The sequence below is a fragment of the Bradyrhizobium sp. CB82 genome, from assembly GCF_029714405.1.
GTDB lineage: Bacteria > Pseudomonadota > Alphaproteobacteria > Rhizobiales > Xanthobacteraceae > Bradyrhizobium.
Genome location: NZ_CP121650.1, coordinates 2,897,400 through 2,912,342 on the forward strand (window position 1 = coordinate 2,897,400; position 14,943 = coordinate 2,912,342).

Annotated in this window: 13 protein-coding genes and 2 pseudogenes; 4 read left to right on the forward strand and 11 right to left on the reverse strand. The window is 63.7% G+C overall.

From position 1 onward, the window contains the following. Positions 1-267: 267 nt before the first annotated feature. Together QA640_RS13915 and QA640_RS13920 are read left to right on the forward strand one after the other, a co-directional pair. Positions 268-1,013, forward strand: a pseudogene (locus QA640_RS13915) (hypothetical protein); the annotation flags it as partial. Between the two features lie 445 nt (positions 1,014-1,458). Then, positions 1,459-2,427, forward strand: a complete 969-nt coding sequence (locus QA640_RS13920) for an IS110 family transposase (protein WP_283041210.1) — start codon at positions 1,459-1,461, stop codon at positions 2,425-2,427. A 199-nt stretch (positions 2,428-2,626) separates the two neighbouring features. Here QA640_RS13920 and QA640_RS13925 read toward each other — a convergent pair whose 3' ends face one another. The 6 genes from QA640_RS13925 to QA640_RS13950 are packed head-to-tail and all read right to left on the reverse strand — an operon-like array spanning position 2,627 to position 8,507. Beyond that, the gene (locus QA640_RS13925; protein ID WP_283041212.1) at positions 2,627-3,124 is read right to left on the reverse strand and encodes a nucleoside deaminase; all 498 of its coding nucleotides are present in this window, start codon (positions 3,122-3,124) and stop codon (positions 2,627-2,629) included. 12 nt (positions 3,125-3,136) lie between these two features. After that, on the reverse strand, positions 3,137-4,669 hold the full coding sequence (locus QA640_RS13930; protein ID WP_283041213.1) for an ABC transporter ATP-binding protein: 1,533 nt from the start codon (positions 4,667-4,669) through the stop codon (positions 3,137-3,139). Further along, positions 4,666-5,349, reverse strand: a complete 684-nt coding sequence (locus QA640_RS13935) for an isochorismatase family cysteine hydrolase (RefSeq protein ID WP_283041214.1) — start codon at positions 5,347-5,349, stop codon at positions 4,666-4,668. Before QA640_RS13935 ends, QA640_RS13930 begins: the two co-directional genes overlap by 4 nt. A gap of 11 nt (positions 5,350-5,360) precedes the next feature. Beyond that, entirely contained in the window at positions 5,361-6,287 is a 927-nt protein-coding gene (locus QA640_RS13940; RefSeq protein ID WP_283041215.1) for an ABC transporter permease, read from the reverse strand. A gap of 1 nt (position 6,288) precedes the next feature. Further along, on the reverse strand, positions 6,289-7,401 hold the full coding sequence (locus QA640_RS13945; protein ID WP_283041216.1) for an ABC transporter permease: 1,113 nt from the start codon (positions 7,399-7,401) through the stop codon (positions 6,289-6,291). After that, a complete protein-coding gene (locus tag QA640_RS13950) occupies positions 7,398-8,507 on the reverse strand; it encodes a BMP family ABC transporter substrate-binding protein (RefSeq protein WP_283041217.1) in 1,110 nt (369 codons plus the stop codon). The genes QA640_RS13945 and QA640_RS13950 overlap by 4 nt, the downstream gene beginning before the upstream one ends. 406 nt (positions 8,508-8,913) lie before the next feature. Here QA640_RS13950 and QA640_RS13955 point away from each other — a divergent pair, with 406 nt between their 5' ends. Further along, entirely contained in the window at positions 8,914-10,173 is a 1,260-nt protein-coding gene (locus tag QA640_RS13955; RefSeq protein ID WP_283041218.1) for an allantoate amidohydrolase, read from the forward strand. Positions 10,174-10,237: 64 nt separating this feature from the next. Here the strand turns inward: QA640_RS13955 and QA640_RS13960 are convergent, their stop codons facing one another. The 5 genes and pseudogenes from QA640_RS13960 to QA640_RS13980 all read right to left on the reverse strand — a co-directional run bounded on the left by QA640_RS13960 (position 10,238) and on the right by QA640_RS13980 (position 14,404). Continuing rightward, positions 10,238-11,557, reverse strand: coding sequence for a dicarboxylate/amino acid:cation symporter (locus tag QA640_RS13960; protein ID WP_283041219.1), 1,320 nt, complete (start codon positions 11,555-11,557; stop codon positions 10,238-10,240). Positions 11,558-11,813: 256 nt separating this feature from the next. After that, a complete protein-coding gene (gene groL / locus QA640_RS13965; protein WP_283041220.1) occupies positions 11,814-13,436 on the reverse strand; it encodes a chaperonin GroEL in 1,623 nt (540 codons plus the stop codon). 90 nt (positions 13,437-13,526) lie between these two features. Beyond that, complete coding sequence (locus QA640_RS48310; protein WP_349253747.1) at positions 13,527-13,682, reverse strand: hypothetical protein; 156 nt, start codon at positions 13,680-13,682, stop codon at positions 13,527-13,529. Next, a pseudogene (locus QA640_RS13975) lies at positions 13,677-13,823 on the reverse strand (aconitase family protein); the annotation flags it as partial. The pseudogene QA640_RS13975 and the gene QA640_RS48310, both read right to left, overlap by 6 nt. Before the next feature lie 359 nt (positions 13,824-14,182). Further along, the gene (locus tag QA640_RS13980; protein ID WP_283041221.1) at positions 14,183-14,404 is read right to left on the reverse strand and encodes a hypothetical protein; all 222 of its coding nucleotides are present in this window, start codon (positions 14,402-14,404) and stop codon (positions 14,183-14,185) included. A 348-nt stretch (positions 14,405-14,752) separates the two neighbouring features. On the opposite strand from QA640_RS13980, the gene QA640_RS13985 reads away from it, so the two are divergent. Then, entirely contained in the window at positions 14,753-14,941 is a 189-nt protein-coding gene (locus QA640_RS13985) for a hypothetical protein (RefSeq protein ID WP_283041222.1), read from the forward strand. The last annotated feature ends 2 nt before the right edge of the window (positions 14,942-14,943 follow it).

Below are 14,943 nucleotides of genomic sequence, written 5' to 3' on the forward strand. Positions count from 1 at the left end.
CCCTGGCGCGCGCATTGCCGCGCATGAAGCTTGGCGAAAAGTCCTAACCCCCCGCAAATCTTCTGCTGAAACCTGCAGCAGGCGTTGAAGCAAGTTGAGGCTTCTCACCTCCAGGGAACGGCGCAAGTGTCGCACCCAACGAGGCTTGATTTCTGAAGCTTCAATTTTGGGGGTGTTCAGGATGTCGTTTCGTTTCACGGCAATTGCAGCAACGGCGCTGTCTCTTGCTACGCTGGCCACCGGCGGCTTGGCTCGTGACCATCACCGGCGGCGCTGCCAGACTGCGCCGGCGCGACCGAGATCTACGGCCTGTTCCGCTCGACCTTCGGCTGGAACGAGCTGTTCAACACCAAGGGCTTCACCGCCGGCCCGCTGCACAACGTCTCGTTCGAAGTCGGTATGGACGGCAACACCGAGAACAATTTCCTCGCGCCCGCCAAGCGCGACGTCGTCGCCGGTCTGCAGTTCGCCTTCGATCTTCCCTACAAGGGCTACATCAACGTCGCGCCCCTGATGTACTGGGAGTTCTCGAACCACAACGCCTTCACCCAGTGCGGCCTGTTCGTTACCGGGCCGGCAGGCGTCGTCTGTAACTCGGACGGCAACGTCAGCTACAACCCCACCTGGGCGGTCGAAATCAACTACTACATGGATCTCGGCTTCCTGCCGCCGAACATGCAGTACTGGTCGATCAGCGGCCGCGCCGGCTGGTATGGACCGAAGGGCGACTCCAACGGCCTTCCTGCGCTCTCGGGCGTCGGCCGGTTCTCCACGGCGTCCAAGACCGAGCTGAACAGCGAGCCGATCCGTCTGACCTTCGAGCCTCGAAGGCGGTGTGGGGTGACAAGTACTCGCACTTCGTCGATCTCTGGGTCGCCTATCGCTACTGGCAGAACAAGTTCGGCCTCGACCACAACGCCATGCCCGGCGTCTGCACGGTCGCGGCGACCGGCCAGAGCACCAAGAGCTGCACCGAGTCCACGGTCTATGGTGGTGTCACTCTGAAGTTCTGATCGCACGAGGGGCGTAGGGTAGGTTAGCCGAAGGCGTAACCCACCTCCTTCTTTCCGCGCTTAAAAAGAAGTGGTGGGTTACGCTGCGCTAACCTTGCTGTGTCACTAACCCTCATGGTGAGGAGCGCGAAGCGCGTCTCGAACCATGAGGCCCGGCCTGTGGCCCACATCCTTCGAGACGCTTGCTTCGCAAGCTCCTCAGGATGAGGAGTTAGAGCGTTTACTAACCCATCCTTGTATTAGCCCGATCTCTTATGATGGTGCCGTTCCGTGAGGAATGGCCCAGCCCGGGTGACGGCCCGAGCTGGGTCGCCGTTCGATCGGATCGGTACCCATCGAAGCCTTAAGGGCTGTCCGACGTAGCGAGATCGCGACCGGCACTTCATCGGGACCCGAATGGTTGAACGAACTTGAGGTTCGCATAACAAGGGAGGGATCGACGAAGATGGGCAAGCATACCACGACCTGTGCCGGGGTCGATACCGGCAAACGGAAGCTTGATGTGGCGATCGAGGGCCGCCGCGAGCAGTTGCAGGTGGAGAACACGTCGGAAGGTCACGAGGCTTTGTTGGCGTGGCTGCGACAGCATCGCGTCAAGCGCATCGGCATCGAGGCGAGCGGCGGTTACGAACAGCCTGTCGTCGCTGAACTGCGACGCAAGCGGTTTGTGGTTGTGGTGTTTCAGCCGGCTCAGGTCCGGGCCTATGCCAAATTCCACTTGCGGCGGGCCAAGAACGATAAGATCGATGCTGCTCTTATCGCAGCTTGCACCGCAGCGGTGCGGAAGATCCATGCCGCTCCCGATCCTCGGTTGCGGCCATTCGCCGAGCAACTGACCATGATCGATCAGATCGGCGAGGATATCGCGCGCCTCAAGAACAGGATCGAGAGCTGCCGCAATGTAGGGATTAACCAGCTCTGGCATGAGGATATCGCGCGTTTGGAACAACGTGAGAAGGCCGCACTCAAGGCTCTGGTCGCCTCGATCTGCAAGCATCCCGACCTTGCCAAGAGGCTTGCGCTGATCAACAGCGTCGACGGCATCGGGCTGCCGACCGCCGTTGCCATCCTGGTGCGTCTGCCTGAGATCGGCCGGATCACACGGGAGCAAGCTGTCGCTCTCGCCGGACTTGCGCCCTATGACGACGACAGCGGCGACCAGGTCGGGGTTCGGCATATTGAAGGCGGACGAAAGCGGCTGCGTCGCGCCCTTTATACCGCTTCACTGGCTGCATCGTTTCGATGGAATCCACAGCTCATCGAGCTCTACCGCAGGCTGACCGCAGCCGGAAAGGAACACAAGCGCGCGCTCGTTGCCTGTGCCAGGAAGATGCTCATCTTTGCCAACACAGTGGTGGCTCGCGGCACGCCATGGTGCGGCGAACCGCCGGTGCGATCCTTCTCTGTTTCTTAGTTGGACCGGGACGAGTTTCTTCGTCCCGACCTACGGCCTCTCACGACGCCGCGCGCAGCGTCCGTCAAGGCTGGCCGTCGCTCGCCAGAACTCACCTTATCTGCCGCCAGGCCACGCCTTGACGGACGCGAGTACGGCGTCATCGTGGCGGGCTCGGATGATCAAAAGGGCGTAGAACACAGCCACCATTTAATGGTTGCTACGACTGGGTCGACTTCGTCCACACGCCATCATGCAGGGCTTCGGCTTCGTCTTCCAGAAGCGGGCCGACGACTTCGGTCGGCCGCTGGCCGCTGGCGAAGACCTCGCGGCAGGGAAGATCGAGAGTCGGGTTCTCCGGGTGGTTGCCGGTGACGCCGCGCAGGCGGTGCTCACTCAAGGCATAGACCACGCGGCCGATGCCGGCCCAGTAGATCGCGCCGGCGCACATCGCACAGGGTTCGGCGGAGGAATAGAGGGTTGCCTTGGCGAGCACCTCGCGGCTCAGCGCGCGGCAGGCTTGGGTGGCGGCGAGACGCTCGGCATGCGCGGTGCCGTCATGGTCCGGCATGTAGCCGTTCTCGGCCTCGATCAGCACGTTGCCGTCTACATCGACCACAAGGCAGCCAAACGGGTGGTTGCCATGGGTAAGGGAGCGGCGGGCGACTTCAAACGAAAGGCGCAAGAAGTGCTCGTCGCGTTCCGATGCGCCGCTCATCGCTACTCCCAGTTAATGTCCCGCCATGTGACGGCCGACAACGGTGAGGTCTGCTTCGCTGGTCCGTGCTTCATACACGAATTCGCCGTGGAACATCACCACCAGCCGGTCGGACAGCTCCAGCAATTCGTCGAGATCCTCGCTGACCAGCAGCACCGCCGCGCCCCGATTGCGCGCCGCCATGATCTCGGCGTGGATCTGGGCCACCGCCGCGAAGTCGAGGCCAAAGCAAGGATTGGCCGCGACCAGCACCTCGACATCGCCGCCGAGCTCGCGCGCCAGCACCGCGCGCTGGACATTGCCGCCTGACAGCGCCGAGATCGGCGTCTCCGGCGTGCGCGTCTTGATCTTGTATTGCGCGATCTTCTTCCGGGCGTCGTCGCGGAATGCGCCGCGGTTGAGCCACCAGCCGAGGCTCGCAAAGGGCGCGCGGTCGAATTCGCGGAAGGCAATGTTGTCGGCGACGCTCATGCCGCCGACGCAGGCGTTCTTGAGCGGCTCCTCCGGCAACAGCGACATCTTGTGCCGGCGCATCTCCTCGCGGCGCGCGCGATAAGAATCGCCGGCGACGCGGATCTCGCCGCTCTCGGCCTCGCGCTGGCCGGCCAGCACCTCGACGAGCTGGCGTTGCCCGTTGCCAGAGACCCCGGCGATGCCGACGATCTCGCCGGCGCGTACCGTAAGGGAGACATCGTGCACCGCAATGGCGCCGGCATCGTCGAGCGCGCGGACCTTCGCCAGCTCCAGCCTCGTCTGGCCTGTTTCACCGGTGCGCGGGGGCTGCACGGTCAACTGCTCGGCGCCGATCATGGTGCGCGCCATGGCGTCGGGCGTGAGCTCGGCGACCTTGCCCTGGCCGGCGAGCTTGCCGCGCCGCAGGATCGTCACCTCATCGGCGAAGGCCATGACCTCGCGAAACTTGTGCGTGATCATCAGAATCGTCAGTTCGCGCTTGACCACCATGTCGCGGAGCATACCGAGCACCTCGTCGGCTTCCGCCGGCGTCAGCACCGAGGTCGGCTCGTCCAGGATCAGGAAGCGCCGTTTCAGATAGAGCTGCTTGAGTATCTCGCATTTCTGCCGTTCCCCGGCTGAAACATCGGAGACCTTCGCGTTGAGAGGCACCTTGAATGGCATCCGCGCGAGGAACGCCTCGAGCTCCTTCTTCTCTTTGGACCAATCCACCACCGTCGGAACGTCGTCGCGCGCGAGCACGAGATTCTCCGCGACCGTCATCGCCGGCACCAGCGTAAAATGCTGGTAGACCATGCCGAGGCCAAGCGCGTGCGCTTCCTTCGGATTGCCAATCGCCTGCTGGCGGCCGCCGATCAGGATGTCGCCTTCCGTGGCGTGGTAATAGCCCATGATGCATTTGACGAGCGTCGACTTGCCGGCCCCGTTCTCGCCGAGCAACGCATGGAAGGAGCCGGGACGCACCTTCAGCTCGACCTTGTCCAGCGCGAGGAAATCGCCGAAGCGCATGGTCATGGCGATGGCGTCGACGCCGAAGGCGCCTGCGGGCGGTGCTGTCTCGCCGATGATCACGAGATCGCTCCGATCAGCGCGTCCGAGGTCGAGACTGCGCCGAACACGCCGCCCTGCATCTTGATCATCTTCAGCGCGTGGTCATGATTGCTCTTGTCGGTCGCGCCGCAGCAATCGTGCAGCAGCACGCATTCGAAGCCGCGGTCGTTGGCCTCGCGCATGGTGGTGTGGACGCAGACGTCGGTGGTGATGCCGGTGAGCACGATGTTCTCGACGCCGCGGACGCGCAGGATCAGTTCGAGATCGGTGGCGCAAAACGAGCCCTTGCCGGGCTTGTCGATGATGGGCTCACCCGGCATCGGTGCGAGCTCGGGGATGATCTCCCAGCCGGGCTCGCCGCGCACGAGAATACGGCCGCACGGGCCGGGATCGCCGATCCCGGCGCCGATCTGCCGCGACCGCCAGCGCTTGTTGGCGGGCAGGTCGGAGAGATCGGAGCGGTGGCCTTCGCGGGTATGGATGATGTGGAAGCCCTGGCTGCGCATCACCGCGAGCAGCTTCTTGATCGGCTCGACCGGCGCCCGCGTCAGCGACAGGTCATAGCCCATCTTGTCGACATAGCCGCCGACGCCACAGAAATCGGTCTGCATGTCGATGATGATCAGCGCCGTGTTTTCGGGGCGGAGGTCGCCATTGTAGGGCCAGGCGTAGGGCTCGGACTTGATGTGGCGGTCGGGCATGGATTGGTTCTCTAGCGAGTGATCGACAATTCGGCCGGCGCGCCGGTCAGCGTGCGCTTCGGCGAGCAGGTGATGATCATGATCGCCAGCGTCAGGATGTAGGGCGCAGCGTTGAAGAGATGATAGCCGGAGGTGACGCCGACCGATTGCAGCGCTGGTCCCAGCGCCGCGGCGCCGCCGAAGGCGAGCGAGGCCCACAGGCACAGCATCGGATCCCAACGTGCGAAGATCACGAGCGCGACCGCCGTGATGCCCTGGCCGGAGGACAGGCCCTCGTTCCAGCTTCCGGGATAGAACAGCGACAGGAACGAGCCGCCGATACCGGCAAGAAAGCCGCCGATCATGGTAGCGCGCAGCCGGATCAGGAGAACGGAATGGCCCATCGCGCGTGCCGCATCCGAGCTTTCGCCGGTGGTGCGGATGAGGAGCCCCCACCGCGTGGTGCTGAAGGCCCAGTAGAGGATGGGTGCGAGCGCGACGCCGATCAGGAACATGACGTTGATGCGCAGCGCCGCGCGCACCTGCGGGATGTCGCTCCACCAGCCGAAATCGATCGCGGGCAGCCGCGGTGCTGTGGGCTCGATCAACGGCTTGCCGAGATAGAACGCGAGGCCCGTGCCGAACAGCATGAGCGCGATTCCGACGGCGATGTCGTTGACACGCGGCAGTGAGCAGACGCCGGCATGCAACGCGCCGAGGAGGGCACCGGTGATGCCGGCAGCGAGCACGCCCAGCCACGGCGAGCCGGAGAGATAGGAGATGCCATAGGCGCTCATCGCGCCCATCACCAACGTGCCTTCGAGGCCGAGATTGATGCGGCCGGAACGCTCGGTGATGCATTCACCCAGGCTCACGAACAGGAACGGCGTGGAGACGCGAATGGCGCCGCCGAACACGGCGAGCGGCACGGTCCACAGTCCGATCGAGCCATCCGCCATCTCAGGACTTCCCCTTGAGAAATCCGATGCGGCCGTAGAGCGCATCGCTTGCCAGCACGAAGACGAAGATGATGCCTTGCAGCACCAGCACGGACGCATCGGGCAGCCCCAGGCGGCGCTGCAACAGCCCGCCGCTGGCGCTGATGCCGCCGAGCAGGATCGCCACCGGAACGATCGCAAGCGGATTTTGCCGCGCGAGGAAGGCGACCAGGATGCCGGTGAAGCCGTAGCCGGCCGCGAGATTGGCATTGGTGCGGCCCTGCACGGCAGCGACCTCGACCATGCCCGCGAGCCCCGCCGCGCCGCCGGCGAGGAAGCAGATCGTGAGGATGAGCTTGTTGACTCCGAGTCCGACGATCTTCGCGGCGCGGATGTTGCCACCGGCGACGCGCGCGGCGAAGCCGAACACGGTGTGATAGATCAGGATGTAGGCAGCGATTGCGGCGACCAGGCCGAAGACGATGCCCCAGTGCACGTCGGTGCCCGGGATACTGCCGATCATGTTGGCGGCGCCGATCTCGCGCGTTGAGGGCTTGTTGAGGCTTGCGGGATCCCGCATCGCGCCTTCGACGAGATGGTTGAGGATGGCGAGCGCGAGATAGACGAGCAAGAGGCTCGAGATCGTCTCGTTGACGCCGCGATATTGCCGTAAGCCGCCGGATAGCATGATCCACAGTCCGCCACCGATCACGCCGGCGCAGACCATCGCGATCTGGATCACGAACGGCGTTGCGCCTTGTAGCGCCAGCGCCGCGCTGGTTGCCGACAGCGCGCCGATCAGGAGCGCGCCTTCGCCGCCGATGACGACCATGCCGAGCTGCGCCGGCAGGGCCGTGCACAGCGCTGTGAGGATGAGCGGTGCCGCGCGCGTCAGCGTGTTCTGCCAGGAGAACCAGGTGCCGAATGCGCCCTGGTACATGTAGAAATAGAGATCGAGCGGGTTCTTGCCAAACATCGCGACGAAGATGCCGAACACCGCGAGCGCGCCGACCAGCGCCGCGCCCGGGATCAGGATGTACTCGATGCTCGCGCCGTGGCGCTGGAGGAATCCCAACTCGGCCGCCGGGGCGACGGCCCCGACCGCACCGACGGGATCCGCCGCTTCCGTTGTCACGAAGTCGCTCCGATCACGCCTTCGACCAGATAGTCCATCTTTTCGAGCTCCGGATCTTGCTGGCCGCGCGCGGTCGCGGCGGCGATCACCGTCTTGCCCTTGTTGTCGGTGATCGGCCCCTTGAAGATGACGTAGTTGCCGGCGGTGAGCTTTGCCTTGATGTCGTCGGCATGCTTGCGCGCTTCGGCGGACACCGCTTCGCCATAGGGCGACACCTTGACGATCTCTTCCTTGAGGCCGCCGCGATAGAAGTTCGGAATCTCCTGACCCGCGGCGATCATCTTGACGAATTTGGGGTAGAGCGCCTCCCAGTTCCACTCGGCGCCGGTGAGATAGGCCTTCGGGGCCAGCGCCGACTGGTTGCAGTGATAGCCGCACACCATGGCGCCGCGGCGGGCGGCGTTCTCGACCATGGTCTTCGGCCCGTCGACATGGCAGGTGAGCACGTCGACGCCCTGGTCGATGAGGCTGTTGGTGGCCTCGGCCTCCTTGACCGGCATCGACCAGTCGCCGGTGAAGATCACCTGCGTCGTCGCCTTCGGATTGGCGAGCCGCGCGCCGAGCGTAAAGGCGTTGATGTTGCGCAGGACCTGCGGGATCGGTTTTGCAGCTACGAATCCGAGCTTGCCGCTCTTGCTGGTGTAGCCCGCGACGATGCCGGAGATGTACTGGGCTTCGTCGATATAGCCGAAATAGCTGCCGGCGTTCTTCGGATCCTTGTCGGTCCACAGGCCACCGCAGTGCTCGAAGCGCAGCTTCGGGTACTTGGTCGCAATCTTGATCATGTGCGGGTTGTAGTAACCGAACGAGGTCGGGAAGAGCAGGGTGGCGCCATCGAGGTTGATCATGGACTCGATGGTCTTCTCGACCGCATCGGTCTCCGGCACCTTTTCTTCCTCGACCACCTTCAGGCCCGGAATCTTCTTCAGTGCCGCCGCGCCCTGCGCATGTGCCTGGTTGTAGCCATAGTCGTCGCGCGAGCCGACATAGATGAAGCCGATGGTCGTCTCGGCCGCGAAAGCCGGGCGGACACCGACTGCCGCTCCCAAGGAGAGCGCCGCGCCACCTCGCAACAAATGCCGTCGTGAAATCCTGCCAGAATCCATTGGATGCTCCCTTGGCGGATGGTCCGCCCTCTCTCTTGGCCACCGCCAGTCAGGGGCAGCCGGAATAGGATGTCGCAAGCTTCGTGCCAGAGGTTATCGCGCGAGCATCTGCATTTAAGTCATTGTGAAATAACTGATATTTTTTGAGTTCGAATTTAGGGCAGGCGGTGGACAGATTAATTTATAGGCAGTATCTCTCGATTGTATGCAAGGTAGTTAAGCAGCATTAACCCGACTCTTAACGGCCGTTCGGTGTCCCAGATGGTCTGCCGGCCCGGCATTCATGCTAACCAGTCCGCGAGTCGGACCCGCGCGTGAAGCGTGCGCTGGCACCGAACTTGTGTATCGATGGTCATGTGGCCTCCCTTGAGCGTTTGCGGCCTGCAGGATGGAAAGTTTGAGCGAGATGGCTTCTGGTATCGCCGTTCAAAATGGCTCGCTCGGCGAGGAGATCGTACGTCGTATCAACGAGCTTGGCGCCATCTCGGAGGACGCGGGCAAACTCACGCGGATCTATCTCAGCAAGGAATTGCGCGCCGCCGCCGACCTCATCCTCATCTGGATGCGCGAGGCGGGCATGCGTGCGCATCTCGATGCGATCGGTAACGTCTGCGGCCGCTACGAGGGCGAGCGGCCGGGGCTGCCGTGCCTGATGCTGGGTTCGCACTACGACACCGTGCGCGATGCCGGCAAATGGGACGGTCCGCTAGGTGTGATCACGGCGATTGCCTGCGTCGCCGAGCTGAACCGCTGCGGCAAACGCCTGCCGTTCGCGATCGAGGTCATCGGCTTTGCCGACGAGGAGGGCGTGCGCTTTGCATCCACGCTGCTCGGTAGCCGCGCGGTTGCCGGCGCGTTCGACGAGAGCGTGTTGAACACGCGCGACCGCGACGGCGTCTCGATGCGCGATGCGCTCGTGCAGTTCGGCCTCGATCCCGATCACATTGGAGCTGCCGCGCGGACGCGGCGGGAGCTGTTGGCCTATCTCGAACTGCACATCGAGCAGGGGCCGGTGCTGGAAGCGCAAAATCTCCCGATCGGGGTCGTTACCGCGATCGCCGGGGCGACACGTCTCGCTGCGCGGCTGACTGGCATGGCCGGCCACGCCGGCACCGTGCCGATGGCGCTCCGCCGCGACGCGCTGACGGGTGCGGCCGAATGCATCGCCGCGATCGAGCAGTTCTGCCGCACCGATGAGGGTGGGCTCGTCGGCACCGTCGGCTACATCCACGCAAAACCCGGCGCGACCAACGTCATTCCTGGCGAAGTGTCGTTTACCATCGACATGCGTGCGCCGACTGACATGCACCGCAAGCGCGCGGTCGCCGACGTCGTCCGCCAGATCGAGGCGATAGCCAGGCGCCGGCAGTTGTTGCTCCAGCTCGACGTCACCCACGAGAACCGCACCGCGCCGTGCGCGCCTTGGCTGAGGGGCCAGATCGCGCAGGCGATCGCAGCGGAAGGTTTTGCCGTCTTCGAGCTCCCGAGCGGGGCCGGCCATGACGGCATGGCCATCATCGACATCGCCGATGTCGGCATGATCTTCGTCCGCTGCCGCGGCGGCGTCAGCCATCACCCTGACGAGCACGTCGAGCCCGCCGACGCCGACGCCGGCGCGCGCGTGCTGCTCAGAGTGATCGAGAATTTCCGGCCGCGGGAAGGCTAGTCTAGACTAGGAGCCTTCCCTTCTCGCCTTACAACGAGAGTAAGTGCCGCGTGCGCGAGGCGGCTTAACCCGCCGTCACGTCCACGGTCTCGCCGCCGTCCAGCACCTGCGCCGCCTTGGCGCGGTCGAGATCGCCTTCCCAAGCGGCGACCACGACGGTGGCGACGCAATTGCCGATGAGGTTGCCAACGGCACGCGCCATGCCGATGAACCAGTCGACCGAGAGCACCAGCACGAGACCGATCGCCGGAATGCTCGGCACCGCGTTGAGTGTCGCTGCAAGGATCACGATCGCCGAACCCGGCACGCCATGGGCGCCTTTTGAGGTGATCAGGGACACGCCAAGCACCAGCAGGAGATCGCCGAAGGACAGCGGCGTGTTGGTCGCCTGCGCGATGAACACGACGGCAAGCGTGAGATAGATCGAGAAGGCATCGAGGTTGAAGGAATAGCCGGTCGGGATCACGAGTCCAACCACGGAATCCTTGACGCCCATCCGCTCGAGCTTCTTCATGATCTGCGGCAGCACCGCGTCGGAGGAGGCGGTCGCGAGCACGATGGTCAGCTCTTCGCGCAGGTAGGCGAGGAATTTGAGAATGTTGATTCCGGCCAGCGCCATCACTCCGCCGAGCACGCCAAGTACGAAGATGCCGACTGATACATAGAACAGCATCACCAGCGAGACGAGCTGCTTCAGCGAACCGACGCCATATTTGCCGACGGTGTAGGCGACCGCGCCGAGCACGCCGAGCGGGGCGACCCGCACGATCAGCCCCATGACGCGGAACAGCACGGTGGAGGCCGCATCGATGATGGTGGTGACGAGCTTGCCCTTCTCGCCGCCGACGAGCGCGAGGCCGACGCCGAACAGCACGGCGAAGAACAGCACCTGGAGCACGTCGTTGCGCGACAGCGCGTCGAACGAGGTCGACGGAATGACGTTGAGCAGGAATGCGCCGATACCCGCGCCCTGCAGCTTGTGGGCGTTGTCGGCGTAGGTGTTGAGCGCCTTGGCGTCGAGCGTCGAGGGATCGATGTTCATGCCATGGCCGGGGCCGAAGACGTAAGCGAGGATGAGGCCGACGACGAGCGCCACCGTCGTCATCGCCTCGAAATAGACCAGCGCCTTGACGCCGACCCGGCCGACCTTCTTGAGATCGCCGGCGCCGGCAATGCCGTGCACGACCACGCAGAACACGATCGGCGCCACGATCATCGAGATCAGTTTGAGGAAGGCGTCGCTCAGGATCTTGAGGCCGATGGCGAAGTCCGGGACGGTCATGCCAAGGATGATGCCGAGTACCAGCGCCGCCAGAACCTGGACGAACAGCGAGGTGTAAAGCGGCTTCGGCTCGGCGGCCGGCGCCGCGGTGATGGTCGACATGGTGAACTTCCCCGGTTTGACGCGTCTTGGACGCCAAAAAGTAGCAACATCCGTGCCAGATTGTCGCGGCTTTGACGGAAATGAAGCCATTCCTCTGCGTTTTTGGTCGCCGTGCCCAGGCTCGCCCCGGGCATCCACGTTCCCTTGTGCCGTCATTCCGGGGCGACGCGAAGCCTGCGCTGCCAGGGGCGCGTCCCCATCGGCTGGATATCCATCGGGACGAGCCCGGCCCTGTGGGGCCGGGCTCGATCGGGCATCAGAAGTCCATCGCGGGGGCGCCGGCCCCTGATTCTGCCTTCTTCGGCTTGTCGGCGACCAGCGCCTCGGTCGTGATCAGGAGGGCGGCGATGGAGGCTGCGTCCTGCAGTGCCGTGCGAACGACCTTGGCAGGGTCGATCACGCCGGCCTTCACCAGATCCTGGTACTCGCCGGTCGCGGCATTGAAGCCCCAGTTGTAGCTGTCTTTCTCCATGAGCTTGCCGACAACGAGCGAACCGTCCTCGCCGGCATTCTCGACGATCTGGCGGGCGGGGATCTGGAGCGCTCGGCGCACGATGCCAACCCCGACCTTCTGGTCGGCATTTTGGGTCTTGATGCGGTCAAGCGCCTTGGTGGCGTGCAACAGCGCCACGCCGCCGCCGGGAAGGATGCCTTCCTCGACCGCCGCGCGGGTTGCATGCTGCGCGTCCTCGACGCGGTCCTTGCGTTCCTTCACTTCGATCTCGGTCGCGCCCCCGACCCGGATCACCGCCACGCCGCCGGCGAGCTTGGCCAGCCGCTCCTGCAGCTTCTCGCGATCATAATCGGAGGTGGTCTCCTCGATCTGCAACTTGATCTGCGCGGTACGCGCCTCGATATCCTTTTTCGCGCCGGCGCCATTAACGATGGTCGTGTTCTCCTTCTCGATCACGACCTTCTTGGCGCGGCCCAGCATGTTCAGTGCAACGTTCTCGAGCTTGATTCCGAGATCTTCCGAGACCGTAGTGCCGCCGGTGAGGATCGCAATGTCCTCGAGCATCGCCTTGCGGCGGTCGCCAAAACCGGGGGCTTTCACCGCAGCGACCTTCAACCCGCCGCGCAGCTTGTTGACGACGAGCGTCGCCAGCGCCTCGCCTTCGATATCCTCCGCGATGATGAGCAGAGGCTTGCCCGACTGCACCACCGATTCCAGCAGCGGCAGCAGAGATTGCAGCGCAGTGAGCTTCTTCTCGTGGATCAGGATGTAGGCATCCTCGAGCTCGGCCTTCATCTTCTCGGCGTTGGTGACGAAGTAGGGCGAGACATAGCCGCGGTCGAATTGCATGCCTTCGACCACTTCCAGCTCGGTGTTGAGGCTCTTGGCCTCCTCGACCGTGATCACGCCTTCATTGCCGACCTTCTGCATGGCCTCGGCAAGGTAGCGGCCAATTTCGGTATCGCCATTGGCCGAGATGGTGGCGACCTGCGCGATTTCCGCGTTCGAGGTAATCTTCTTCGCGTGTGCCTCGAGGTCGGCAACGATCGCATCGACTGCGAGGTCGATGCCGCGTTTCAAGTCCATCGGGTTCATGCCGGCGGAGACCGATTTGGCGCCTTCCCTGACGATCGCCTGAGCGAGCACTGTTGCGGTGGTGGTGCCGTCACCCGCGGCGTCGCTGGTCTTCGACGCGACCTCACGCACCATCTGCGCGCCCATGTTCTCGAACTTGTCCTCGAGTTCGATCTCCTTGGCGACGGTGACACCGTCCTTGGTGATGCGCGGGGCGCCGAAGGATTTTTCCAGCACCACATTGCGGCCCTTCGGCCCGAGTGTCACCTTTACCGCATTCGCCAGCAGGTCAACGCCGCGAAGCATGCGTTCGCGAGCGTCGGTCGAGAATTTCACGTCCTTGGCAGCCATGACTTTCCCTCCTTTTCCGTCTTGATTGAAGATAGGTGGTCAAGCGGCCTTCCGTGCTGCAAAGCGACCTAGGGGCGGAATATTTTCCGTTCAAGAGGAGGACAAATCTTTTTCGAATCTCAGCGCCAGCACGGCGCGCGCGCCGAGCAGCGCGACGCCCTTCGCCGCCCAGTCGCGCGACGAGCCCATGCCGTAGCGCTCGCCGGCCACGACAACGACCGGGCGCTGCAGCTTGTGCGAATGCACACGGCCGAGGAATTTGCGGTTGCCCGACAGCACGGCGACCGGCACCATTTGCTTTTCGGACACCGCACTGGCCATGCGTGGTGCAAGCGGCCCGGAGTTGCCGATGCAGGTCGTGCAGCCACAGCCGACGATACCGAAGCCCGCTCGATCGCATCTTCGGCCTCACCCAGCGCGGAACCAGCGTTGGTCGCGACGTCATGGCCGGTGCGACTAACTTCGCGGCGATGGCCGATATCATCGCGGTGAACCCGGCGATCAAGTCCAACGCCGGGATGGATCGCGCCGATCTCGTCAGCGCCACGGCACTCGCCGCAATCTTCGGCTCGATAATGATGGGCCTTTGGCCAACCTGCCGCTCGCCGTTGCGCCGGCGATGGGCTCGAACGTCATCTTGAGGTGACCATGGGGCGCCGCACGCAGGTTCCGGCGATGCTGTGGGGGCTGGGCGTCGTGTTCATCTCCTACGCGATCGTGATCCCGCAGATATTCTGAAGGCGGGGCTACGCCGCCAGATCCAGCAGCCGGCACGATCCGCGCACCAGCACCTTACGGCCGGATGATGTCATGGCGGGCACGCCGTCCTTGATCGCAACGAGGCCGAGTTTGACGAGGTCTGCGATCGCATGCTCCTTCGAAAAACGATGCTGCGAGGCCGGACAGCGCAATGCTTTCAAGATTTCCCACTGGTCGGGCGAAAGATCGAAGTCGAAATCGTCGTTCATGTTGCCTCGAATATCTGGGCCGTTCGTGCACCGATTAGCGGTGCAGCATGAAAACCATGCGACGACATTGAGTCGGGAATTCGATTGACTGTTTAGAACATCTCTTCACGAATGCCTGAGATCATCGCGCCGCAATAGTTAAGATCGCGCGCATGCGGATATCGTCCAGATACTCGATCACTTCTCTATGATCTGGAGTTGATGGTGCGTTGCGAATTGCCGCAGTGCACGGGAAGGAGGCCTGCCCCATTCTGCGCTGCGATGGGCACAGGAACATGAGACAAGCCGTTCTAGACTCTGCTACGTTGACAAGCGCGGAATAAGCTTCACGCTGCAGGAGTGGAGTGCATGAATAGGCTGGTGGAAATTCGCAGTCAGGAATCCTTTTGCCGGGAACGTGCGGCGCTGGATTCCGATCGCAGGGTTTTCTGGCTCGCGCAGGCGGAAGAGTGGGAGCGGCGGGCCCTCGACGAGATCGCCTACCATTTTCGCGAGTGCAATCTGGCTCATAGCGATCTGCGCCCAGCCGCCAGCTAGTC